Source organism: Rhizobium sp. PRIMUS64 (genome assembly GCF_023006465.1).
In the GTDB taxonomy this organism is placed as follows: domain Bacteria; phylum Pseudomonadota; class Alphaproteobacteria; order Rhizobiales; family Rhizobiaceae; genus Rhizobium; species Rhizobium leguminosarum.
In genome coordinates this window covers 56,494-74,554 of sequence record NZ_JALBGX010000007.1, presented here as the reverse complement: position 1 = coordinate 74,554, position 18,061 = coordinate 56,494, and the positions used below count along the sequence as shown (strand labels likewise).

Below are 18,061 nucleotides of genomic sequence, written 5' to 3'. Positions count from 1 at the left end.
TGAATTCTGTTCTGCAGGTAAAGTCAGCCGACGCCGTCGCGTATCGCGACTTTGGAGCTCGTTGGGTTCGCTCGCCAGCCCCTTCCTCATGCGATGCGGCTCCGCCCCTTTGCAAGAAACGCTCCGGCGTCCCAATACTTTTGGCTTTGCTCGACGGCGCTGTATCCCGCAGCTTCGATAGCCTTGCTCCGAAACGCTTCCTGCGGGGTCGTCAACTCCTGCAGTCAGGCGCCTTCCGCCGCAGCGTTATGATCCGTCGGAGCCAGACTTTCAGCGGCTGTTTCCGCCGCTGACTTTATGGCTGCGGACCCTCACGGTTGAACTCTCCAACCCGGATTAGTGCCGGTCGAGTTCGGCTTCGACCTTCTTGCGACTGTTGCCTACGTTCTTCACGGTCTTCTTCACCGCTTCCTTGGAAATGCCTTCCTTCCGGGCTTCGTACTTCACCTCGTGATCCTGACCACCTGCGACGCGAGCACGATCCTGGCTGCGGGCTTTGGATGTCGTTGCCATGGTGAGATCCTCCTAATGTCGGTCCTTACGAACGGGCGCCGATTCAATAAGTTCCGGCCTCCGTTATGGTGAGGCGCGCTTCGGCGATGTCGCGGACGCGCTGCACATGGCCTCGGGCGAGATGGTTCACTTCGACGATGAGATCGCGCAAGGCATATCTGCGACCGCAGTTAATCAGTAGCGGACAATTCTTCCCAGGCAGTTGGTACGGCTCGTCGTGTGCCTATGAGCAAACCCATGGATTGATTGTCATAGAAAGCAGGACTAGAACAACAGCGCTAATGCAGGAGCGCTCGGCATCCGAACGCAGAACAAGATCGCGGCGGAAGCCACGCAAGAGCGTCTGCGAAGAGAAACCAAGCGGCTCGGCAGGTTGCGGCTAACCTCTGACCGAGTCGGCACCACGAAGGAGCCAACCCATCGGGGACAGATCCCCCTCAGCCGCTACATCAACGTGATTTGGAGTTTGGAATGGATCAATTTGCTACCGCCGACAACACCTCCGCAGCCGCTCGTCGCCGCGAAGCCAGGATTGCGAAGGGCTACAGCCTTGAGGACCTGGCCATCGCCACCGGACTTACGGTCGAGGAAATCGCAGCGGCCGAGGAACCCCTTCAGATCGTGCCTCAGCACCACCTCGAGCGCATTGAGCATGTGATCTCATAGCTTCCGTCACCACCGGCACGCGGTCCCGGTTTAGGGGCCGCAGTCAACCACGGAGGGCGCGGAACGAAAGATCGATGCTCTATGGGACGTCCTAGGCGCATTGATGCTCCGCTTCACGCCGACAGAATGCGCAAACTACTTCAGGGCTGCTGGATATGACCCGGATTGAACAGGATTTGCTCTAGTCGATATTGCGTCCAATTGAAGTGTCATCCGCCATTTTAAGATAACTGCAGAATCACTTAAAGAGAACATGGCACCAATGATCGCACAAACAACCGGTCCGCTTCTGCCAACCGACGCAGTTCCGATTGTCGCGATGTTCTTCTACGATATGGCGCAACTATCTGCTCGGTGGCTTAGGTAAGCCACCGCCGTTCGCGGCTTGTGGCTACTCATCCTGCCGGGCTGCGCTGTCCGTCGCGTCACGCGCCGCACCCAATCGATCGCGATGCTGATGCCAATGCGGAAGCGCTTGGACGCCGCCCGGCACCACACCCCTCCTGTATCACCGCTTCTACAACTTCTCGCGGTTATTCGAAACAGGTCTCGCCATCCAGCTCAGCCTCCTGACCGGCCAGAAGGATGAATCTGATTTGCGTCATAGGGAATCCTTCTCACGGGTCTACCTAAAATCATCCCGCTCTAAGCTTACGCGCACAACTCGCGGTTCAGCATGAACTCGCAACATCTGTTTTCCGGTACGAGGGTCATACCTCGATGCGATCGTCAAGCAGCCCGATCTGTCAAAGCCGCGACTATCTCTTCCAATGCAAATCTTAGGCTATCACTCAGCTTTCGATCTTTTTGCCAAACGACGACGTAGTGATATATTGCCCCTGGATGAAATCGGCGGAACGCGACGCCGAAGTCAGCATATTCTCTCGCGATGATCTCGTTCGTAATCGAAACGCCGATCCCTGCCATGACATAGCCGATGTCGTGGCCATTGGCGTCATATTCCACGGCGATGTCAGGAGCGGTTCCCATATACCGAAGGGCATTGACGCTCATTTGGTGAGAGGCAAATTGCGGGTCGATATCAATGATCGCCTCACCGGCAAGATCTTCGGCAGTGACAAGCTGCTGTGCCGCAAATCGATGGTTGACCGGAAAAAGACATACGTTGGTGGCCGAGCCGACCGGCACCCAATCAAGAATGCGCTCATCAATAGGCAATCGGGAGATGCCAAGATCCGAGCGGCCGTTTAACACATGATCTGCAATCTGCTCATACGTGCCTGTTTTCACCTGAACGGCGTAAGAGCGGCTTCTCTCCCGAATCCTTTTGACCACTTTCGGCAAGGTCGCGAAGGAAAAAGTGCTTGGCGCCGCGATGCCGATCATTCGCGTATCGTTGTTCCGCAGGAAGTCGATTGACGGTCCGATCCGATCAAGTCCGGCAAACGCCGCGTCGATTGTGCGCAGAAATTCCCATGCCTTGACGGTGGGGATCAACCTGTTGTTTTCCCGGCGGAAGAGCGCGAAGCCGACAGTCTCCTCTAGCTGCTTGATGTTTTGGCTGACCGCCGGCTGGGTTATTCGCAACATCTGCGCTGCGAGCCTTTCCGAGCCGGCGCGCATAACCTCCCGCAATATTTGAAGGTGGCGGATCTTCACTCCGGAGTCGGTGATTTCCATGGCCGGGAATCTCAATCGTGGTCGAGCGACGCGCCTCATAAGTTGCGCTTATCAAAACTTCCTGAATCTTATAAATTGACGGCGGCAAGTCAAAGTATATTTTTGACATACGCCAAACTTAGAGCGCTGGTTAAGCTAATAAATCCAATCTACCCTCGGTTAAATCTCGGCAAGCTCTTAGTATATGTCGGGAGAATACCTTTCCGATTTCGGTGCGCTCGCTAGAATATTGGAGACTTTCATTGTACGCATTTGTAGATCAATTTTTATCTGGATTGAAAAACACACTTTTAGTGTTTGCCTTGAGCTGCGCTTTCGGGACCCTATTAGGTTTGCTTATTGCCGTTCTCCGCAACTCGACCCGCAAGTCGGTTTCATCGTGCATGCGGGGCTACACGGGCATCATCCGGGGTGTTCCGGAACTTCTGATCATCCTCCTAACGTATTTCGGCGGAACCGCCCTTTTGAGCGCGATTGCCGGTGGCTACATCGAGATTAATGCATTTGCGGCCGGTGTCGCGGCACTGACCGTCGTGTTCAGTGGGTACGCCGCGGAAATATTCCGTGGTGCGATCAACGCGGTTGCACCAGGCCAACGAGAGGCTGCAGCGGCGCTCGGGCTTTCGAACGCGCAGATTTGGTTTCTGATCATCATTCCCCAGATGATCCCGATTGCTCTGCCGGCATTCTGTAACCTTTGCATCTCCTTGATAAAGGATACATCGCTGATTTCTGTCGTCGGGCTGACGGACGTCATGCGCGTCGCCTATATTGGCGCGGGCTCACTGCGCGCTCCGCTCCCCTTCTATCTCGCAGCGTCTGCAATCTACCTCGCCCTCACAAGCCTGTCGCTTCTTTCGTTCCGGTTATTGGAGCGCCGCTATTCGCTCCCGGCGATGAAAGGTTGAGGCAATGAGCATGACCATCGCGCTTGAAGCGTTTCTCACCCTTCCCCGCGGCCTTCTTCTCACTCTGGTTCTGACATTCGCATCGCTTGCCGCAGGCTTCGCCGTCTCGGTCCCGCTCGCCTTCCTACGGGCATCATCAAATCCGTGGGCTTCCGCGCCCGTGCTGGCATATACCTATGCGTTCCGCGGCACGCCACTTCTGGTTCAGCTTTTCCTGATTTACTACGGGATTGGCCAGCTTCCCCTCGTCCGCCAAAGCTTTCTATGGGCCGTGATGCGAGAGCCATTCTGGTGCGCCTTCATTGCTTTCACCCTGAACAGCGCCGCCCATACGACAGAAGTTCTGCGCGGCGGGATCCAGGCGGTCCCGCGTGGGCAGATTGAAGCGGCCAAAGCCTTGGGCCTTTCCCGTTTCCACACTGCCCGTCTTATCGTGTTCCCTTTGACCCTCAGGATCGCTCTTCCCGCCTATGCAAATGAGGTGGTTGGAATGCTGAAGGCAAGCTCCCTCGCAAGCACCATCACGCTGCTTGAGGTGACCGGGCTCGCCCGACAGCTGGTGTCGGAGACATTCGCCCCATACGAGGTCTTCATTGCCGCGGGGGCTTTCTATCTGCTGCTTACCCTCTTGATCACGCAAGGTTTCCAGATGCTGGAGACGCGTTGGACGCCGACGGCAAACCGTCCACCGCCGGCGCAACCTGTACCTCGAAGAGCGAACGGAAAGCCGCCTCTCGCCTCGGCTGAAACTTGACGCCAGCCCACATCCCGGACGCCAACAATCAAACTCAGCAATGAAAGGAACATCGTCGTGAAACGAACACTTCTGCTTGCCCTGTCTCTTGTCGTCTGCGCCAACAACGCGGGAGCAATGGACAGGAAGACACTGACAATCGCCTCTGAAGGTGCTTCGCCGCCCTGGAATGCCATCACCCCCCAAGGGGAGCTCGCCGGCTTTGACATCGACGTCGGCCGCGATCTTTGCCGGAGGATGAAGTTCGAGTGCACTTTCGTGCCTCAGGACTGGGACGGAATCATACCGGCGCTCACCGTTGGAAAGTTCGATGCCATCATGTCGGGGATGGCGATAACTGAGAAGCGGAAGAAATCTATCGCTTTTTCCAAGCCCTACGCCGGAGGTTTCAACCAAGTTGTCATACGCAAAGATCTCAATCTTCCGCCCACGGATACGTTGGCCGAGCTCGACCTCACAACTATCGACCCTGAAAAGCAGGCAAAGATCGAGGAGCTTCGAGCCGCTCTCAACGGCAGAACTTTGGGCGTATTGCGATCATCGAATTCGGAAGCAGTGCTCAATGAACTGTTCGGAAAGGTCGCGACGATCAGGAGCTACGATTCCCAGGACAACATGCATCTCGATCTCGTGGCTGAGCGCATCGATGGCGGCCTTGCCGACTATTTCACCTGGAAAGCCTTCCTCGACAGCACGGATGGCGGGATTGCAACGCTCTACGGCCCGCGGCTCTCCGGTGGCCTGTGGGGCCCGGGTGTCGGCGTCGGGCTTCGGCAAGACGACGGCGAACTGGTTGCGGCATTCGATAGCGCCATCGAGGCCGCCACGAGCGACGGAACCCTGAAGCGGCTGAGCGAGCAATGGTTCAAGATCGATGTTTCGCCGCAGACATCGAACTAGACACTGGCTCTACGACACGCATTTCCCCCGAAGCCATAGCGCGTGAGCAGTCGGCAGTCCCAAAGATCGAAGGTAGACCATATGTCCGCACCCTTTTCCATTGCTGTCACCGGCCAGTCGCTCATCCGTCATGATCTTCGAGCGATCGGCGATCCACGGCTCGCTGAGATCGCCGAGATCCTCAAAGCAAGCGATGTTGCCTTCACCAATCTCGAGACGACTATCTATGGTCGTCATGGTGGATGGCCGCTCAAAGGCAGCTATTTCGGCGCTGCAGCGCCGGATGTCTTGGCGGCGTTGAAGGAGCTCGGTTTCAATAGCCTGGCTCTGGCAAACAACCATGCTTTCGATCTTGGACCGCCGGGGATCCTCTCGACGCTGGAGGAGGTTGCGGCACACAATTTCCTGCATGCCGGCATCGGCCACAACAAGCATCACGCTTCCACGGCACAGAAAATGACGTTCGGATCCCGAAATGTTGCGCTGATTGCCATGGACGCTGGGCCAGGCCCGTCTTTCATGTACGCTGAGGACGCAACTGAGGGCAGGATAGCAAGGCCCGGCATCAATAGTCTGAAAGTCTCCAGGGTATTTGACTTGGAAGCGGGAACATTCGACTTGCTTCGCTCCATCCAGGAGCGTCTTCTAAGTTCGCCCTTGGAGCGCGCGAATTATGCCCAGCCGGAGGATCCGCCTGATCTTCATGGCCAAGACGAAATTGATTTCTATGGAACCGTGTTTTGCAGATCAGATGAGACGGCTCGCCGCATCGTGGTGGACCGGCACAGCGCCTCGGCTCACCTTTCGGCGATTGCGGAAGAAGCGGGCCGCGATACATTCGTCATCGTGTATTTGCATCATCACCATTGGGAGCCGAACTGGCAGCAAGTCCCCGCCTGGGTCCGGGAATTTGCGCACGATTGCGTGAACGCGGGCGCAGGCCTCTTTGTCAGCCATGGCGCTCCGGTCCTTCAAGCGGTCGAGATATATCGGAATACGCCAATTTTCTACGGCCTTGGCAACTTCCTCTTCCATACGGAAAAGGACGAACAGGAATGGAGCCCGCCGGAGGTGTGGAGAAGCGTCATCGCGACCTGCAATTTTGAATCTAGCGGACGGCTGGAGAATATCCGCTTGCGCCCGATTGTGATCGGGGGAACCGAGGCTTTATCCAATCCTGCACACGATCGCCTCCCCTTCCCTGTGCTTGCCGGTGGCAGAATGGCGGCAGATATCCTTGACGATCTTGCCGACCGCAGTGCCGGTTTTGGCACAGTGCTATCTCGGGAGAATGACATCGGGCGGATCGCCTTGTAGATGCGAAAGCAGAACGCGCGGCAGACGGTTACCCAAAGTCAACGACTGGCTGGCTCTCCTGCCGCCTTTTCCTGTTGTTCTCCTAGCGATCAAAATCAGTCTTTTCAGGCGTCTCTTCGTCGACAATCGAGCTGACGAGGGCGACGACGCGACTGCGCACACGTGGGGAAAGGAGCAAAACGTCTTCTACCAGCCGTCGTCCTTCCGCGGTGGAAATGTAAGCAATCCTCTCATCAATCTCCGTCGTGAGTTGTTGGTCCTGAAAGCTTTCGGGATCTGGGAGGCCTTCGAAAAACATCGAAACAGAAATTTTGAGGCAATTGGCAAGCTCATAGAGCATGGAAGCGCTAACGCGGTTCTTGCCGCTTTCATATTTCTGAACCTGCTGCAAGCTGACGCCGATGCCGGCGCCAAGATCGCCCAGCGATACATTCGATTGCAACCGGCGAATACGGATCTGCTGCCCGACATGCAGGTCTACCGGATGCACCGACGCACGCGCAATATTCTGCGCGGCCCGCGCTCGCCTCGACGATCGGACTTGAAGGGCTGCTGTAAAATGATTCATGGACTACACCCCGTGTGGAGAGTTTCACGCGGTACGCCCCCGCGGAATAACTCGCTCAACCCACTGATCGGGGAGTTAGAACACCGTACGAGACGGCCCTATGGCCTTTAGTTCCGAGGAACCTGGACATACGCCACAGGCTCCTCGACCGAAGGTCAAGGAGTTTGGTGCCGTATCGGCCGGCACCAACCGCTCGTAGGGGGTTCTAATCCCCAAGGCAGCGCGTACTGCCTCATCAAAAAGAATAGTTGAAATCCGCGCGGCGTTCAACCGAATTCTTCACAAGATTCAATAGCTTCGCCCTACACGTAGGCGTACGTCCCGAGACCCCGTTAGTTGTCCTTCGGCAGCGAATGATCGAAAGGGCTATCGCAATGCGATCAGCAAAATACCCATTGCGGGCAATTCCTGCCTATCCTCCCAAAGGAGTAGGCCGCCGTTAGCTCTGCCCACAAGGGATCCTGCGTGAAACTCGAAAAGGGTCCGCAGGCTTCGACAATGCTTTTCTCGCCAAAGCGATCGAGAAGCGTCGAGATGCCGCCCTGGCCGAGCTGATTCAGCATCGAAAACGGCTCGCATGGCGAGGAGATGACCCGATGGCCCCAAACCCCTGGGCGTTCGTCTTTTGACAGTGTGTTGAGAAGCTGCGGGTCGCGATTGTTGTTCTTCAAAGCCTCGCAGAGCGCCCAGCGCATCAAAGGATAATAGACTGCATGTCGACTTCCCCCCAAGACGCGCACACCAGGCAGGAGCGATGTCACGATGAACATCAGCAGAAGGTTCGGCACGATCCGGCCCGCCTTCAGGGCTTCAACAAGACTTGCCGGCGAAAATTTGACGCGGATATCTTCCGCCCCTTTAGATCGGAGAACGGCGCCATCCAGCCAAAGTGGAAAGAGCCGCCCTTCTATGCAGCCCCAAAAGAAGTGGGTCGAATTTTTCAGCCAGCCTCGCCAAGCCGTATCCGCGAGTTGATCGATGCAGACGAGGAGCCGCATGGCGAATGCTGTGTCCTCGACCAGTGAAGTTCGCAGCCAGGATCTGTCGTCGGAAAGATGATCCGCGACCAGATCGGCAACGTCGCTATCGTCAAGCTGAAGAAAGTCGACTTGGCTGTCAAAATACCGCTTCCAGAGGCAAAGATTTGCTGCCTTGATTGCTTCTGCCGCGGACTGGAATTCGTCGGCAGGCAAAAGTTCTCGCAAGCACGAAACTGCTTCCAAGTCAGGACCGGGCCTATCGACATTCTGGAGGTGGAAGCGATAGCTGCTATTTCTACCGAGTATACTGTAGGGGATCATCTTGCTGCGCGACAAGCCGAAGACATTGACCGCATCGCCATTGATCTGCAGCCAGGCTGGACCCTTGCGGCCCCGCTCTACGAACTTCACCGTCGAACAGGCATAGGAGATATAACATTTCCTGCCACGGGCGCGGAGCCCCATCAGGGAGAACAAATGGGTGTAGAATGCGTCTGGCTCGATCAACAGGTGGAGGTGGGGACCGCTCTGAAGCACCGGAGCGGCTTCGATTTCCCTTTGAAATCTCGATACCGCGCCTGCCGAAAAACCTCGACATTGCGCGACGGTTCCGACCCACGACCGCAACAGCGACATGGCGTGCCTTCTCGCGGCGCATTCTGATTGATTGGACTCAACGGAAAATACCGCCTTTGCGTAGTCGTTCAACGATCCCACGCCAAACTGACGCATCCACGGAAATAGTTCAAAAATGAGGGCCAAAACCTCTTCTTTTGAGACCAGCTCCTTGTCGATCAATGTCTCCATCCTCAGACGAGCCGGCGTTCAAGCGGCTCTCCTCTATCCATTCTGAAACGAAAGAAGAGCGCGACGGCAACCATCAACGACCCGAAGAGTCCGAAAATCTCCGAAGGTAGAATTGCATCCCCGATGGCGCTGATGATGCCATACGCGAAAAGCCCGATCGCAACACAGATCGTGTGGACTTGGCTTCGCACCCGCCCCAGCATGCCGGCCGGAACAGTCGATTGAATCCGTACATCGATCAGAACCCGCGCGATATTGTAGCTCAAGCCCAGAACCATCATTTGGACAAGTGCGGATGGAAGGCTTTGGAAAGCAAAAAAACCGGAAAGAACAACGCCCTCGAGCGCCGAATGGAAAAGGACTCTCTGCCGTCGCGAAACTACGCTTCCAAAAAGCAAGGCCGCACAGCCTGCAATCGAACCTAGAGCCCAGGCCGCCTCGAGATAACCGAACTGCAGCGCTGACCCCTCGAGTTCACGAATGACGTATGCGGAGCCGAGTACGGAAACAAGCATGCCCATGGCATAGATCAGCGCGTACATGACAGCGAGGGTCTTCAGGGGGTGAAAGGAGAAGGTCGTCGGCATGAGATCAAGGCAACGGATGCTTTCGCTCTTCGAGCCGCGTCGAGGGAAGGAGTTCCGCTGTTGGCCCAGCATAGCCAACCACCCCAACAGCGACAGACTGAAAAAAGCGCTCGGCAGGATCGGCGTCAGATCCACCCGGATGGCGGCGAGGGTGAACCCAGTCACGATGGCGGCGATCAAATTACCTGCCTGCATGGCGATATAAGACACCGAGTTGAACGAACCAAGGTTCTCTGGGGGTACGAGAGACGGGATGATGGCTTGCAGCGCGGTTGAACAAGTTCTGTCGATAATCGCGAAGATCGTCCACGATGCGTAAAGAACAATGAGCGGGTCGCAGAACAAGAAAGCAAGTCCGGTCATCACCATTAGCAGCAACCTGGACAAATCGCAGCCGATACAAACGAGACGGCGGTCGAATCGATCAACAAGGGCGCCGCCGACATTGCTTGTCAACAATTCGGCGGCACTGCCGAGCGCCAAAAGGATAGCAAGAGCGCTCGCGCTACCGCTGACATCGACCGCGATCCAAGCCACCATCACGAAATATGCATTGCGCCCAGCTGCGGAAGCCACAACGCCGAAGAGATAGATGTGGCGGGCGGAATACCGCCCAATCAGGCCGCCGACCGATATACCCACTTCATCCACGCTCCCTGCTGGATTGGTTCGTGAGGACATGCTAGTCGTCTCGGCAGCCGAGGGCTTTCATGAATTTGATATTTTCTCTTGGTCAGAACCGGGTTATCCCTTCCAGAGCGCCCGATACTCAGCCGGTGAAAAGCCGGTTTCGCGGCGAAATCTGGTCGAGAGGTGGCTCCCGCTGGAGTAGCCACAGGCGATGGCGATCTCGGTCACGCTGATCGCAGTCGTGCGGAGAAGGTCGGTCACGCGTTCAAGACGGCGTTGGTTATAGAAGCCATAGGGCGTCGAGCCTTGCGACTGCTTGAAAGCGCGGGAAAAATGCTCGTAGGTCAATCCCGCCTCTTCAGCCAGAGCGCGCACGCTTGGAGGTCGATCGATGTGAGCTTCAATCCGCCCTATCACGCGCTTGAGAACGGTAGGCGACAATCCTCCTCGAGACAATCTGCCAGATGTGCCGGAGCGGCGCTGCAGAAGTCCGAAGATAGCCGCGAGATGCCCTTCCACGATCACACTCCCCATGGAATCGTCGTGTGAAAGTTCTCCGGCAATCTGCCGCGCCAAGCATTGGATCGGCAGATCTCTAAATCCAAGCTCCGGACGCAAGGTGCCGACGCGCGGCAGCTTAGTCGTGAGGTTTGAAAAAAAATCCTGCGTCACGGTTATCATAAGATAACAACCCTCAGCATCCCCTTCATCCCAACCGCTCCAATGGCAACCGGGCGGAATGTAAACAAGCGAGCCGTCTGGACGCGGACTGAACTCGACTCTTCGTCCGTCCAGAAAGTTTTCGCCGGATGCCGCCGTACCCCTTATGTTGAGGAAGATCAGGTGGTCATCCGCGACAACGTCGATAACCTGTCGCCCGAGACTGCGCCGGCGAACGACATCTGCGCGGGCATGGCTCCAATGGCCTTGCTGGTGAAGGATGATCTCCCCTTGTGACTTCTTCATCCTCTCGGGGTGAATTGATGGAATGATCCCCACTCGACAGCTGCTCCCTTGAAAAACCGGCGTGGTAGCGACCCTACCTCACCCCAAGTTGTCAACAAGCCAGGCTTTAACCTCAGGTCGAATTTCATGTCAATTTCATGAAAACCAATCAAAATCGTGGATGCGAAAACATGATGTTCGCGATCATCTTCTGCCGACATCATCGCTGACGGCACAATCTTTTCGGGATGCGCGATTTCCTCCTGAATCCCAAAAACGCGATGGTGCGAGAGAAAGGCAGGCTTTCGCATGCGTGAATTTGCCGACTTCATTGAGGAGTGCGACCGCGCCCCTCGTCTTAACGAGCTTACTGAGTTTTTTTCGACGACCGCATCCGGTGAGGCCGGAATGCCTATCCGTCCGCCTGAGCTCGATCGCCGCTTGTTCCCAGTGGACATGACGTTCAGGCGCTTTTCAGCCCTTCATCCGCTGCGCCAAGGTCCGTTTGATAAGCACTACTTGAGCAGCATACCCTACCGGCTCGAAGAAGAGTGCCGTTTAGGCAGCGCGATCCTCAAATACGCGCGGGCCAGAAAGGGTCAACTGCAACTCTACACGCTAGGTACAGCCGAGGGGACGATGGCCCGTGTGATCGGCGAACTTGGCAAGGGCAGGATAGAAACGCTGTCATGCAGTCCCAACGTCGAAAACCTTAGAAGCTTCTATGCCTATGGCGTTCCTCCTCATGCCATGTTTTTTCACGGACCATTTCATCATTTGACATCGCAAAGGGTCCAAGAAGACGTGGAGCTCCGAAAGTTTGGCAGCGGTTTCGATATCATCCTCGAGGACACGACTTTCCAGATGTATTCGCCAAATCGCTTCGATCAGATCCGTTTCGTCTCGCAGCATCTCAAGACCAACGGGCTCTTCATGTTCGTCGAGAAGTTCAGGCATGAAGACGACGAGGAATATCGGCGGCGGGAACGCCAGAAGGACCATAGCTTCAAAGCTCGCTTCTTCAGCGCGTCAGATATTAGCGCGAAGGAAGAGACGGTGCTAACGCGAATGGATCGAAACGAAGTCACCCTTTCGGAGATGAGCGAAACACTACGCCGGTTCTTTGGACACTCATTCGTCACCTGGAACAGCGGCAATTTCTACACGCTTGTCTCCAGCAACAGTCAGCAGAATCTCGACCTGTTCCTATCGAAGCTGTCCCCACCCGCGATTCCGGCAGAATATGTCTATGCGGACCTTCCTTACCGCCTTTACCCGGAATCCGACGCAAGGCGGCTATCGGGGCGATCCTGGACCCTTTAGCGACTCCTCATCGTCACCGTCGCGTGAGTGCAACTGCGTCACGTCTTCACGAGCCTCAACTGGAACAACGTTCGCGTCAGCAGAAAGCGCTCCATCACGTTGAGCAGCCCTCAGCGCTTTGCCATCTCGAAAAGCCTTTTTTCTTCAAACGGGCAGGAACAGCATGAAGAAATCGATTGGCGAAGTCCGTCACTTCGTTAAGCTGAGCCCGCCGGGCAACGCGCATCTGGTCCTGCCACGAGGGCCATCAATCGCGGGTGAGGAAGATGTTCCAACGGGCGTTCATGTCGCCGAAGCGTGTGTCGCTATTCCGCGCACGCAGCACGTTGCCGACAAGATCTGCACGCAAATCGAGGACTTCTACCAATCCCTCGTCGCCGTGGGACCTGACAGGCTTCTAGCTTTCGAAGGTGGAGGCGCGATCATAAGGCCGACCAGTGAAAGCCTGTTCTTCACGGTCTCAGCGCGAGACCTCGTCACATTCTGTGGCATCCGCGCGCTGTTGGAAGCAGGCTTGTTTCTGGCCACGTCCGTGTCCGAGGGGGCTATAGAGTGGCTTCACGCAGACAGCACGCGATCTGGTGAGACCTGCAATCGCCTCCACAACGACCGCTGCGGAAGGGACGAACAGTAGCTTCGACCGCTCCGCCACCCAAAGGAAAATCGATCTCGGGACAATCAGGTCGTAGTGCTTTTCCCATCGACCAACCATTTCGTCACCCCGCTTTTCTTCGAGTCTCAGAGGTTGATGCCGCGAGCGCGGCTAGCAGCCCTTTGGCGCCGCTCCACTATGATCTGCTCGCTGCTCTGCAGGCGGACAGTCTGCTGCAGGACCTTCAGCCGCTCCTGCATCGCCGCGAAAGCTCCGCGCTGCGTCGGTGGCACTACGTTGGCGATAGCCTTATCGCCTCGGACGAGGGCATTGCGACCAAAGCGCTCGTCGAGCGCTCGGCTGACAGCGGCAAACTCCCGGCCAATGCCCGGATCGAGGGAAGCGGCGGAAACACTCAGCTTCCTGCTGTCCTTGCTCACCTCGACCGTCAGGTGCGCCAACGCCTCTTCCGCAGCTTTCGAAAGAGCTGGAATGGCAACCGCCATGCGCCGCCGTTCGTCCGTGATAGCCTGGCGTTCGGCATCGAGGGCATTGAGGTGGGCCGCACCGAGCGCGCGCAGGCGCGCTGCAGCTTCCGGCACGGCCGCCACAGCCTCTTTCCGCTCTCGGCCGGAGGCCAGCATCCGGTCCATCAGGCGATCCGAACCACGCAAGGCGCCATAGGCGGCGGGATTGTTGGTCACCGCGGCTCCAATGCGCTCGGCGGCAAAACCTTTCTGGAGAAGTTCCTCGATCTTGCCGACGACTTCAGCCGGATCGCGCCAGATTGTCGTTGCCGCGTTCGCCAGTGCCGCACGCTGCTGACGGTAGAGAGGCGACGCAAGAGCCCGAGATCGCGCCTCGTCGTCAACGGGGACCTTGAACTCGGTGACGGCGGCGAGCATAGGGGGAATGGGAACGTTCTCCTTCCCCACCCCCTTCTCCGTCTCTGTCCTCAGATCGACACTGGCGCCGGCAACGATCTTTGAGCGATCCCGACGTTCGGCAAGATGCTGCTCGTCGGCAAAGCGTCGCACGGCTTCGAACAAGCGGGTCAGCTTTCCGCGCCATTCATCCGTGAGGTCCTCCGGCATGCGCTCGACAATATTGCGTTCAGCGATCACATCCGCCTTCGCGCTAAATGCGCTCCAGCCAAAGCGGGCCGTCAAAGCTTCGCTCACCGCCTTGATCTCCTGCACCACCGATCGATCTTTGGCGGCGAGCGCAAAGGCCGTCTTATAAGCATCGTCCCCGCCCTGGCTGCGCACCGCCTCGATCTCGAGAAGACGTGCCATCGCGCGTTCGGAGAGCGCCGGGATCGACAATGACATATGCGCGCGGCGCGTCTGCTCGCGCAGTTCGAACCGTTCGGCGTTCCTGCGGAACTCGGTCGCATGGGCACGGGCCATCGGAAGCAGTTCCTTCACGGCCGCAACAGCGACATTGCGCTCTTCACGCGCCGCGCGTCCGTCGACGATCAGCTCGGAGCCACGCAGCCGGCCAAGCCGACCAGGGGCTGCGGCAAGGTCGTCGGCGAGCCTGCGGGGTGCGACTCCGATATCCGACGCCAGTGCATTCAGGGAGATGAGCGCTGCATCCGGATCCCGGTAGATCTTCTGCAGCAGTGGCCGCAGGATCACCTCCCGCTCTGTCCAGGCCGGCGACGCAAGCTGCGCCAACCGCGCATCCTCCTCGACGCTGCTGACAAAGGACGTGGCCGGCGGGATCAGATAGGGTGTTTCATCAGCGCTCGCGCCCGAGACGTAGTGGGATGCAGTTCGCGCGTCACTGGATGTCGCTTCGACCATCGTCTGGCTCCGCTCTTCATTGTAGGCGACCCGCCGTTCCCGCTCGATGGCAAAGCCGAGCGCCACGCTTGCCCTCTCCCAGAGCTTTTCCACCTGCTCCCTCTTCTCGGCAATCCACGCCCAGCGCCGGGTAAGGCTTTCCTCCATCTCGGCTGCGGCAAGCGAGAGATGATCGAGCCCGCGGCGCCGGGCGAAGTCGTTCGCGTGTGCGCGGTAACTGGCCTCGCTCTCAAAATCGAGCGTCGTCGTCTTGGCACCGGAGCGCGACAAGCGTTCGACGAGCGGATTGAAGAGTTCCGGCCGATGACTTTCCCGCTCGATGCGCTCCTGTCGTGCGCTAGCGGTCTCGACCTGACTGGCCGTCCAGACGTTGCGATCGACCTCCCTCTCCTCGTAACGCTTGTGACCTGTCTCCTCGTCGACAACGGTAATCTGGACCTTGACCCGCTCGACACCATCCTTTCTGAGCGTCACGGTGTCGCCTTCCTGGATGCCGGCCTCCTCGAGTGCCTTCGGCAGGCTCACGCCCCAAAGCCGATAGACGGTTCCGCCGTCGGCCCTGACGTCGGCATAAGGGCTGTCGTCGGCATCCTCGTCATCGGGCCGGAATTTGGCTTCGCCGGTTTCGACAAGCTCGCCGGTCACACCCGCGGCATGATCGACACGCGGCTTGCGTCCCCATTCAGGTTTTGCCGCAAAATCTTCTTTGGCCGCATAAAGATCGACGCGGTCGCGATGCCTCGTCATCGACACATAGGTCAGATGCTGGTCCATCATCCCGGTTGCCAGCACGAAGGTGCGATCGACGGTAGCACCCTGCGATTTGTGGATCGTTGCGGCATAGCCGTGATCGACATGGCGATAGCTGTCTTCGCTGAAGACGAGCTTGCGGCCGTTGTCGAGCAGAACCGAAAGCAGCGGATCTCCACGCTTGTCGCCGGTGGAAACAACGGTGCCGAGCATGCCGTTCTTCACATACTGTGGCCCGGAGTGCTTGGCGCGCGGCTCAAGGAAGCGGGCGTTCTCCAGGAAGATGATCCGATCGCCGGCGGCAAATTCCCGTACGCCCCGCTCGCTCCGGAAGCTGCGGCTTTCACTGAGCGCTCCCTCCTGCGTCATCACCGATCGCAGCGCCTCGTTCAACTTGCGAACATCGTCGTTGGTGTGGGCCAGCACCAGCAGTTCATCACCGCGAAGGCGGCCATCCCCGCCCTCAGACGTTGATCGCTCTATTGCCTCTCTGCGCGCAGCAGCCCAGTCGGAGACGATGCGATCGATCGTTTCCTCGCGTGACCCTGCCTCGACCAGATGGCCATGCCGGGCATAGGCGTCGAGGCCTTTCTCGACCTCGCCGCGGGCAAACAGCCGCGAGGCATTACGTGCCCAGGCCTCACGCTGGCGGCGCACGCCGGCAAGCTCTGCAAAGCCGATGCGTTCGGTAATTGCCCGGAAGGCAGCACCGGCCTGGATCGGCTGCAACTGCATCGCGTCGCCGACCAGCACGACCTTTACCTCAGCCTCCTCGGCAATCTTCAGCACACGGGCCATCTGCTGCGAGGCCACCATGCCGGCCTCGTCGATCACCAGCACATCACCGCGATGGAGCGTGTCGCGCCCATTGGCCCAGGCCAGTTCCCAGGAGGCAAGCGTCCGCGACTTGATGCCGGAACTGTCTTGCAGCCCTTCCGCGGCCTTGCCGGCAAGGGCTGCACCGATCACCCGGTGTCCCTCGCTCTCCCAGGCAAGACGTGCGGCAGCAAGCAGCGTCGATTTGCCGGCGCCGGCAAGGCCTACAATAGCGGCAATGTCACCGTCACCGGTGACATGACGGACAGCATCGACCTGCTCTGCATCGAGCCGAAACGGATTCTTAGGATCGCCGCTCTCGATGCTCTCCACGCGTTCAATCGCCACCGTCACAATCCGCTCGGAAACACCGAAGCCGCGGCGCTCCGACAAAACCCGCGCCGACTGCGCCATGTCGTATTCGATGCGCAGCATCTCCCGCGTCGTAAACATCGCGGGCTCCGACACCTTTCCTGTCTCTGCCTCGATCTCCTGCGGCTTCAGTATGACCAGCTGGTCCGACGCCATCAGCCTGGCGCGGATGTTGGCAAAATCGGTGGGATCGTCGACATAACGATGCAGCGCCCTGGCGATGTCGCGCTCGTCGAAGGTAGAGCGTTCATTGCCGAGCTGCTTCAGCAAAAGCTCCGGCTCTGAAAGCAGCCGATCGGCCATCTCCTGGCGCCGGGCGAGATCAGCCGGCGCGAAGTGGAGCTCCCTGCCCTTCCTCGCCAGCGCCGCCTTCTCCGGCCCGAGATGTTTTTGCGCGATGCCGTCGAGGCCCTGTTCGGCATAGGAGCGACCGTCGAGGCGGATGTCATGCCCAGCAAGGGCCAAGTGCCGGTTGGCCGTTTCCGCCCAGGCGATCTTCCACGCCTTCATCGTTTCCTTGTCGCCCGCCCAGACTTTGTAGACGATCTTGCCGTTCGGGCGGTCCGGCGTGACGACACGCAGCGGCTTGCCGTCCTCACCAAGCACTGGAACCTTCTTTGCCCCGAACCCCTCCTCCGTCAGCGGCCGGAGCGTCGTCATCAGGTGGATGTGCGGGTTGCCCTCCTTGTCGTGATAGACCCAGTCGGCGATCATTCCTTTCGAGATGAGATTGTCGCGGATGAATTCGCGCACCAGCGTGATATTCTCGGCCCGCGTCAGCTCCTCCGGCAGCGCGATGATCAGTTCGCGGGCGAGCTGTGCATCCGCCCGCGTCTCGAAAGCGTCGACCGCATTCCACAGCGCCTCGCTCGCCTTGGCGACGAGTTGCCCGGCAATCGCCTCCCTGAGCCAGGTGGGTATCTGCCCCGGCAGCGCCAGTTCCTCATGCATGAGCTCCGACGCCCCGCCCCTGTAGCTGAACGACGTGCCGGCCTGCTCGTCCATCATCCGGGCGCGATGGCGATAGGCGGCAGCCGAGACGATGCTGCGTCCCGATCCCCTGCTGATCACCTGCGCTCTGACGAACATGATCGCCACCGGTGTCTCCAGACTGGCCCAAGCACGTCGCGACAGCGACGTATATTGCGCCCTCGAACAGATCGGACCGAAGGGCCGATGCCGCT

General features: G+C 58.3%; 15 protein-coding genes and 2 pseudogenes. 8 read left to right on the top strand and 9 right to left on the bottom strand.

Going from position 1 to position 18,061, the window contains the following annotated elements:
- Nucleotides 1-336 precede the first annotated feature (336 nt).
- The gene (locus MOV76_RS05075; RefSeq protein ID WP_004668584.1) at nucleotides 337-513 is read right to left on the bottom strand and encodes a DUF3606 domain-containing protein; all 177 of its coding nucleotides are present in this window, start codon (nucleotides 511-513) and stop codon (nucleotides 337-339) included.
- 471 nt (nucleotides 514-984) lie between these two features.
- Between MOV76_RS05075 and MOV76_RS05070 the strand changes: the two genes are divergently transcribed.
- The gene (locus tag MOV76_RS05070) at nucleotides 985-1,179 is read left to right on the top strand and encodes a hypothetical protein (RefSeq protein WP_010068053.1); all 195 of its coding nucleotides are present in this window, start codon (nucleotides 985-987) and stop codon (nucleotides 1,177-1,179) included.
- A 58-nt stretch (nucleotides 1,180-1,237) separates the two neighbouring features.
- Nucleotides 1,238-1,348: pseudogene (locus MOV76_RS05065) on the top strand (IS630 family transposase); the annotation flags it as partial.
- Between the two features lie 209 nt (nucleotides 1,349-1,557).
- Here the strand turns inward: MOV76_RS05065 and MOV76_RS05060 are convergent.
- Both MOV76_RS05060 and MOV76_RS05055 read right to left on the bottom strand, forming a co-directional pair.
- Nucleotides 1,558-1,735, bottom strand: a pseudogene (locus tag MOV76_RS05060) (IS630 family transposase); the annotation flags it as partial.
- A gap of 173 nt (nucleotides 1,736-1,908) precedes the next feature.
- A complete protein-coding gene (locus tag MOV76_RS05055) occupies nucleotides 1,909-2,820 on the bottom strand; it encodes a LysR family transcriptional regulator (RefSeq protein ID WP_029875814.1) in 912 nt (303 codons plus the stop codon).
- Between the two features lie 242 nt (nucleotides 2,821-3,062).
- On the opposite strand from MOV76_RS05055, the gene MOV76_RS05050 reads away from it, so the two are divergent.
- From MOV76_RS05050 to MOV76_RS05035, 4 genes are all read left to right on the top strand, one after another.
- Nucleotides 3,063-3,728: an ABC transporter permease subunit gene (locus MOV76_RS05050; RefSeq protein ID WP_077991388.1), complete on the top strand. Its 666-nt coding sequence runs from the start codon at nucleotides 3,063-3,065 to the stop codon at nucleotides 3,726-3,728.
- A gap of 4 nt (nucleotides 3,729-3,732) precedes the next feature.
- A complete protein-coding gene (locus MOV76_RS05045) occupies nucleotides 3,733-4,482 on the top strand; it encodes an ABC transporter permease (protein ID WP_016737468.1) in 750 nt (249 codons plus the stop codon).
- A 57-nt stretch (nucleotides 4,483-4,539) separates the two neighbouring features.
- Complete coding sequence (locus MOV76_RS05040) at nucleotides 4,540-5,382, top strand: transporter substrate-binding domain-containing protein (RefSeq protein ID WP_011053397.1); 843 nt, start codon at nucleotides 4,540-4,542, stop codon at nucleotides 5,380-5,382.
- Between the two features lie 81 nt (nucleotides 5,383-5,463).
- Complete coding sequence (locus tag MOV76_RS05035) at nucleotides 5,464-6,699, top strand: CapA family protein (protein WP_077991385.1); 1,236 nt, start codon at nucleotides 5,464-5,466, stop codon at nucleotides 6,697-6,699.
- 82 nt (nucleotides 6,700-6,781) lie between these two features.
- Here the strand turns inward: MOV76_RS05035 and MOV76_RS05030 are convergent, their stop codons facing one another.
- From MOV76_RS05030 to MOV76_RS05010, 5 genes are all read right to left on the bottom strand, one after another.
- On the bottom strand, nucleotides 6,782-7,267 hold the full coding sequence (locus tag MOV76_RS05030) for a helix-turn-helix domain-containing protein (RefSeq protein WP_077991382.1): 486 nt from the start codon (nucleotides 7,265-7,267) through the stop codon (nucleotides 6,782-6,784).
- A gap of 380 nt (nucleotides 7,268-7,647) precedes the next feature.
- Nucleotides 7,648-9,054, bottom strand: coding sequence for a hypothetical protein (locus MOV76_RS05025; protein ID WP_077991379.1), 1,407 nt, complete (start codon nucleotides 9,052-9,054; stop codon nucleotides 7,648-7,650).
- 2 nt (nucleotides 9,055-9,056) lie between these two features.
- Nucleotides 9,057-10,322 (bottom strand): MFS transporter, encoded by a 1,266-nt coding sequence (locus MOV76_RS05020; RefSeq protein ID WP_077991377.1) that lies wholly within the window; start codon nucleotides 10,320-10,322, stop codon nucleotides 9,057-9,059.
- A 63-nt stretch (nucleotides 10,323-10,385) separates the two neighbouring features.
- Nucleotides 10,386-11,237, bottom strand: coding sequence for a helix-turn-helix domain-containing protein (locus tag MOV76_RS05015; protein WP_245304433.1), 852 nt, complete (start codon nucleotides 11,235-11,237; stop codon nucleotides 10,386-10,388).
- A complete protein-coding gene (locus tag MOV76_RS05010) occupies nucleotides 11,234-11,527 on the bottom strand; it encodes a hypothetical protein (RefSeq protein ID WP_054185335.1) in 294 nt (97 codons plus the stop codon). Before MOV76_RS05010 ends, MOV76_RS05015 begins: the two co-directional genes overlap by 4 nt.
- On the opposite strand from MOV76_RS05010, the gene MOV76_RS05005 reads away from it, so the two are divergent.
- Both MOV76_RS05005 and MOV76_RS05000 read left to right on the top strand, forming a co-directional pair.
- A complete protein-coding gene (locus tag MOV76_RS05005; protein WP_077991371.1) occupies nucleotides 11,526-12,539 on the top strand; it encodes a class I SAM-dependent methyltransferase in 1,014 nt (337 codons plus the stop codon). The genes MOV76_RS05010 and MOV76_RS05005 overlap by 2 nt on opposite strands.
- A 163-nt stretch (nucleotides 12,540-12,702) precedes the next feature.
- The gene (locus tag MOV76_RS05000) at nucleotides 12,703-13,173 is read left to right on the top strand and encodes a hypothetical protein (protein ID WP_077991370.1); all 471 of its coding nucleotides are present in this window, start codon (nucleotides 12,703-12,705) and stop codon (nucleotides 13,171-13,173) included.
- A 104-nt stretch (nucleotides 13,174-13,277) separates the two neighbouring features.
- Here the strand turns inward: MOV76_RS05000 and traA are convergent, their stop codons facing one another.
- Nucleotides 13,278-17,975: a Ti-type conjugative transfer relaxase TraA gene (gene traA / locus MOV76_RS04995; RefSeq protein WP_077991369.1), complete on the bottom strand. Its 4,698-nt coding sequence runs from the start codon at nucleotides 17,973-17,975 to the stop codon at nucleotides 13,278-13,280.
- Between the last annotated feature and the right edge of the window lie 86 nt (nucleotides 17,976-18,061).

Excerpts from the sequence above, each read along its gene's own strand:
- MOV76_RS05055 (WP_029875814.1), bottom strand. The coding sequence starts at position 2,820 with ATGGAAATCACCGACTCCGGAGTGAAGATCCGCCACCTTCAAATATTG.
- MOV76_RS05045 (WP_016737468.1), top strand. The coding sequence starts at position 3,733 with ATGAGCATGACCATCGCGCTTGAAGCGTTTCTCACCCTTCCCCGCGGC.
- MOV76_RS05070 (WP_010068053.1), top strand. The coding sequence starts at position 985 with ATGGATCAATTTGCTACCGCCGACAACACCTCCGCAGCCGCTCGTCGC.
- MOV76_RS05020 (WP_077991377.1), bottom strand. The coding sequence starts at position 10,322 with ATGTCCTCACGAACCAATCCAGCAGGGAGCGTGGATGAAGTGGGTATA.
- MOV76_RS05005 (WP_077991371.1), top strand. The coding sequence starts at position 11,526 with ATGCGTGAATTTGCCGACTTCATTGAGGAGTGCGACCGCGCCCCTCGT.
- MOV76_RS05000 (WP_077991370.1), top strand. The coding sequence starts at position 12,703 with ATGAAGAAATCGATTGGCGAAGTCCGTCACTTCGTTAAGCTGAGCCCG.
- MOV76_RS05075 (WP_004668584.1), bottom strand. The coding sequence starts at position 513 with ATGGCAACGACATCCAAAGCCCGCAGCCAGGATCGTGCTCGCGTCGCA.
- MOV76_RS05010 (WP_054185335.1), bottom strand. The coding sequence starts at position 11,527 with ATGCGAAAGCCTGCCTTTCTCTCGCACCATCGCGTTTTTGGGATTCAG.
- MOV76_RS05030 (WP_077991382.1), bottom strand. The coding sequence starts at position 7,267 with ATGAATCATTTTACAGCAGCCCTTCAAGTCCGATCGTCGAGGCGAGCG.
- MOV76_RS05025 (WP_077991379.1), bottom strand. The coding sequence starts at position 9,054 with ATGGAGACATTGATCGACAAGGAGCTGGTCTCAAAAGAAGAGGTTTTG.
- MOV76_RS05035 (WP_077991385.1), top strand. The coding sequence starts at position 5,464 with ATGTCCGCACCCTTTTCCATTGCTGTCACCGGCCAGTCGCTCATCCGT.
- MOV76_RS05015 (WP_245304433.1), bottom strand. The coding sequence starts at position 11,237 with ATGAAGAAGTCACAAGGGGAGATCATCCTTCACCAGCAAGGCCATTGG.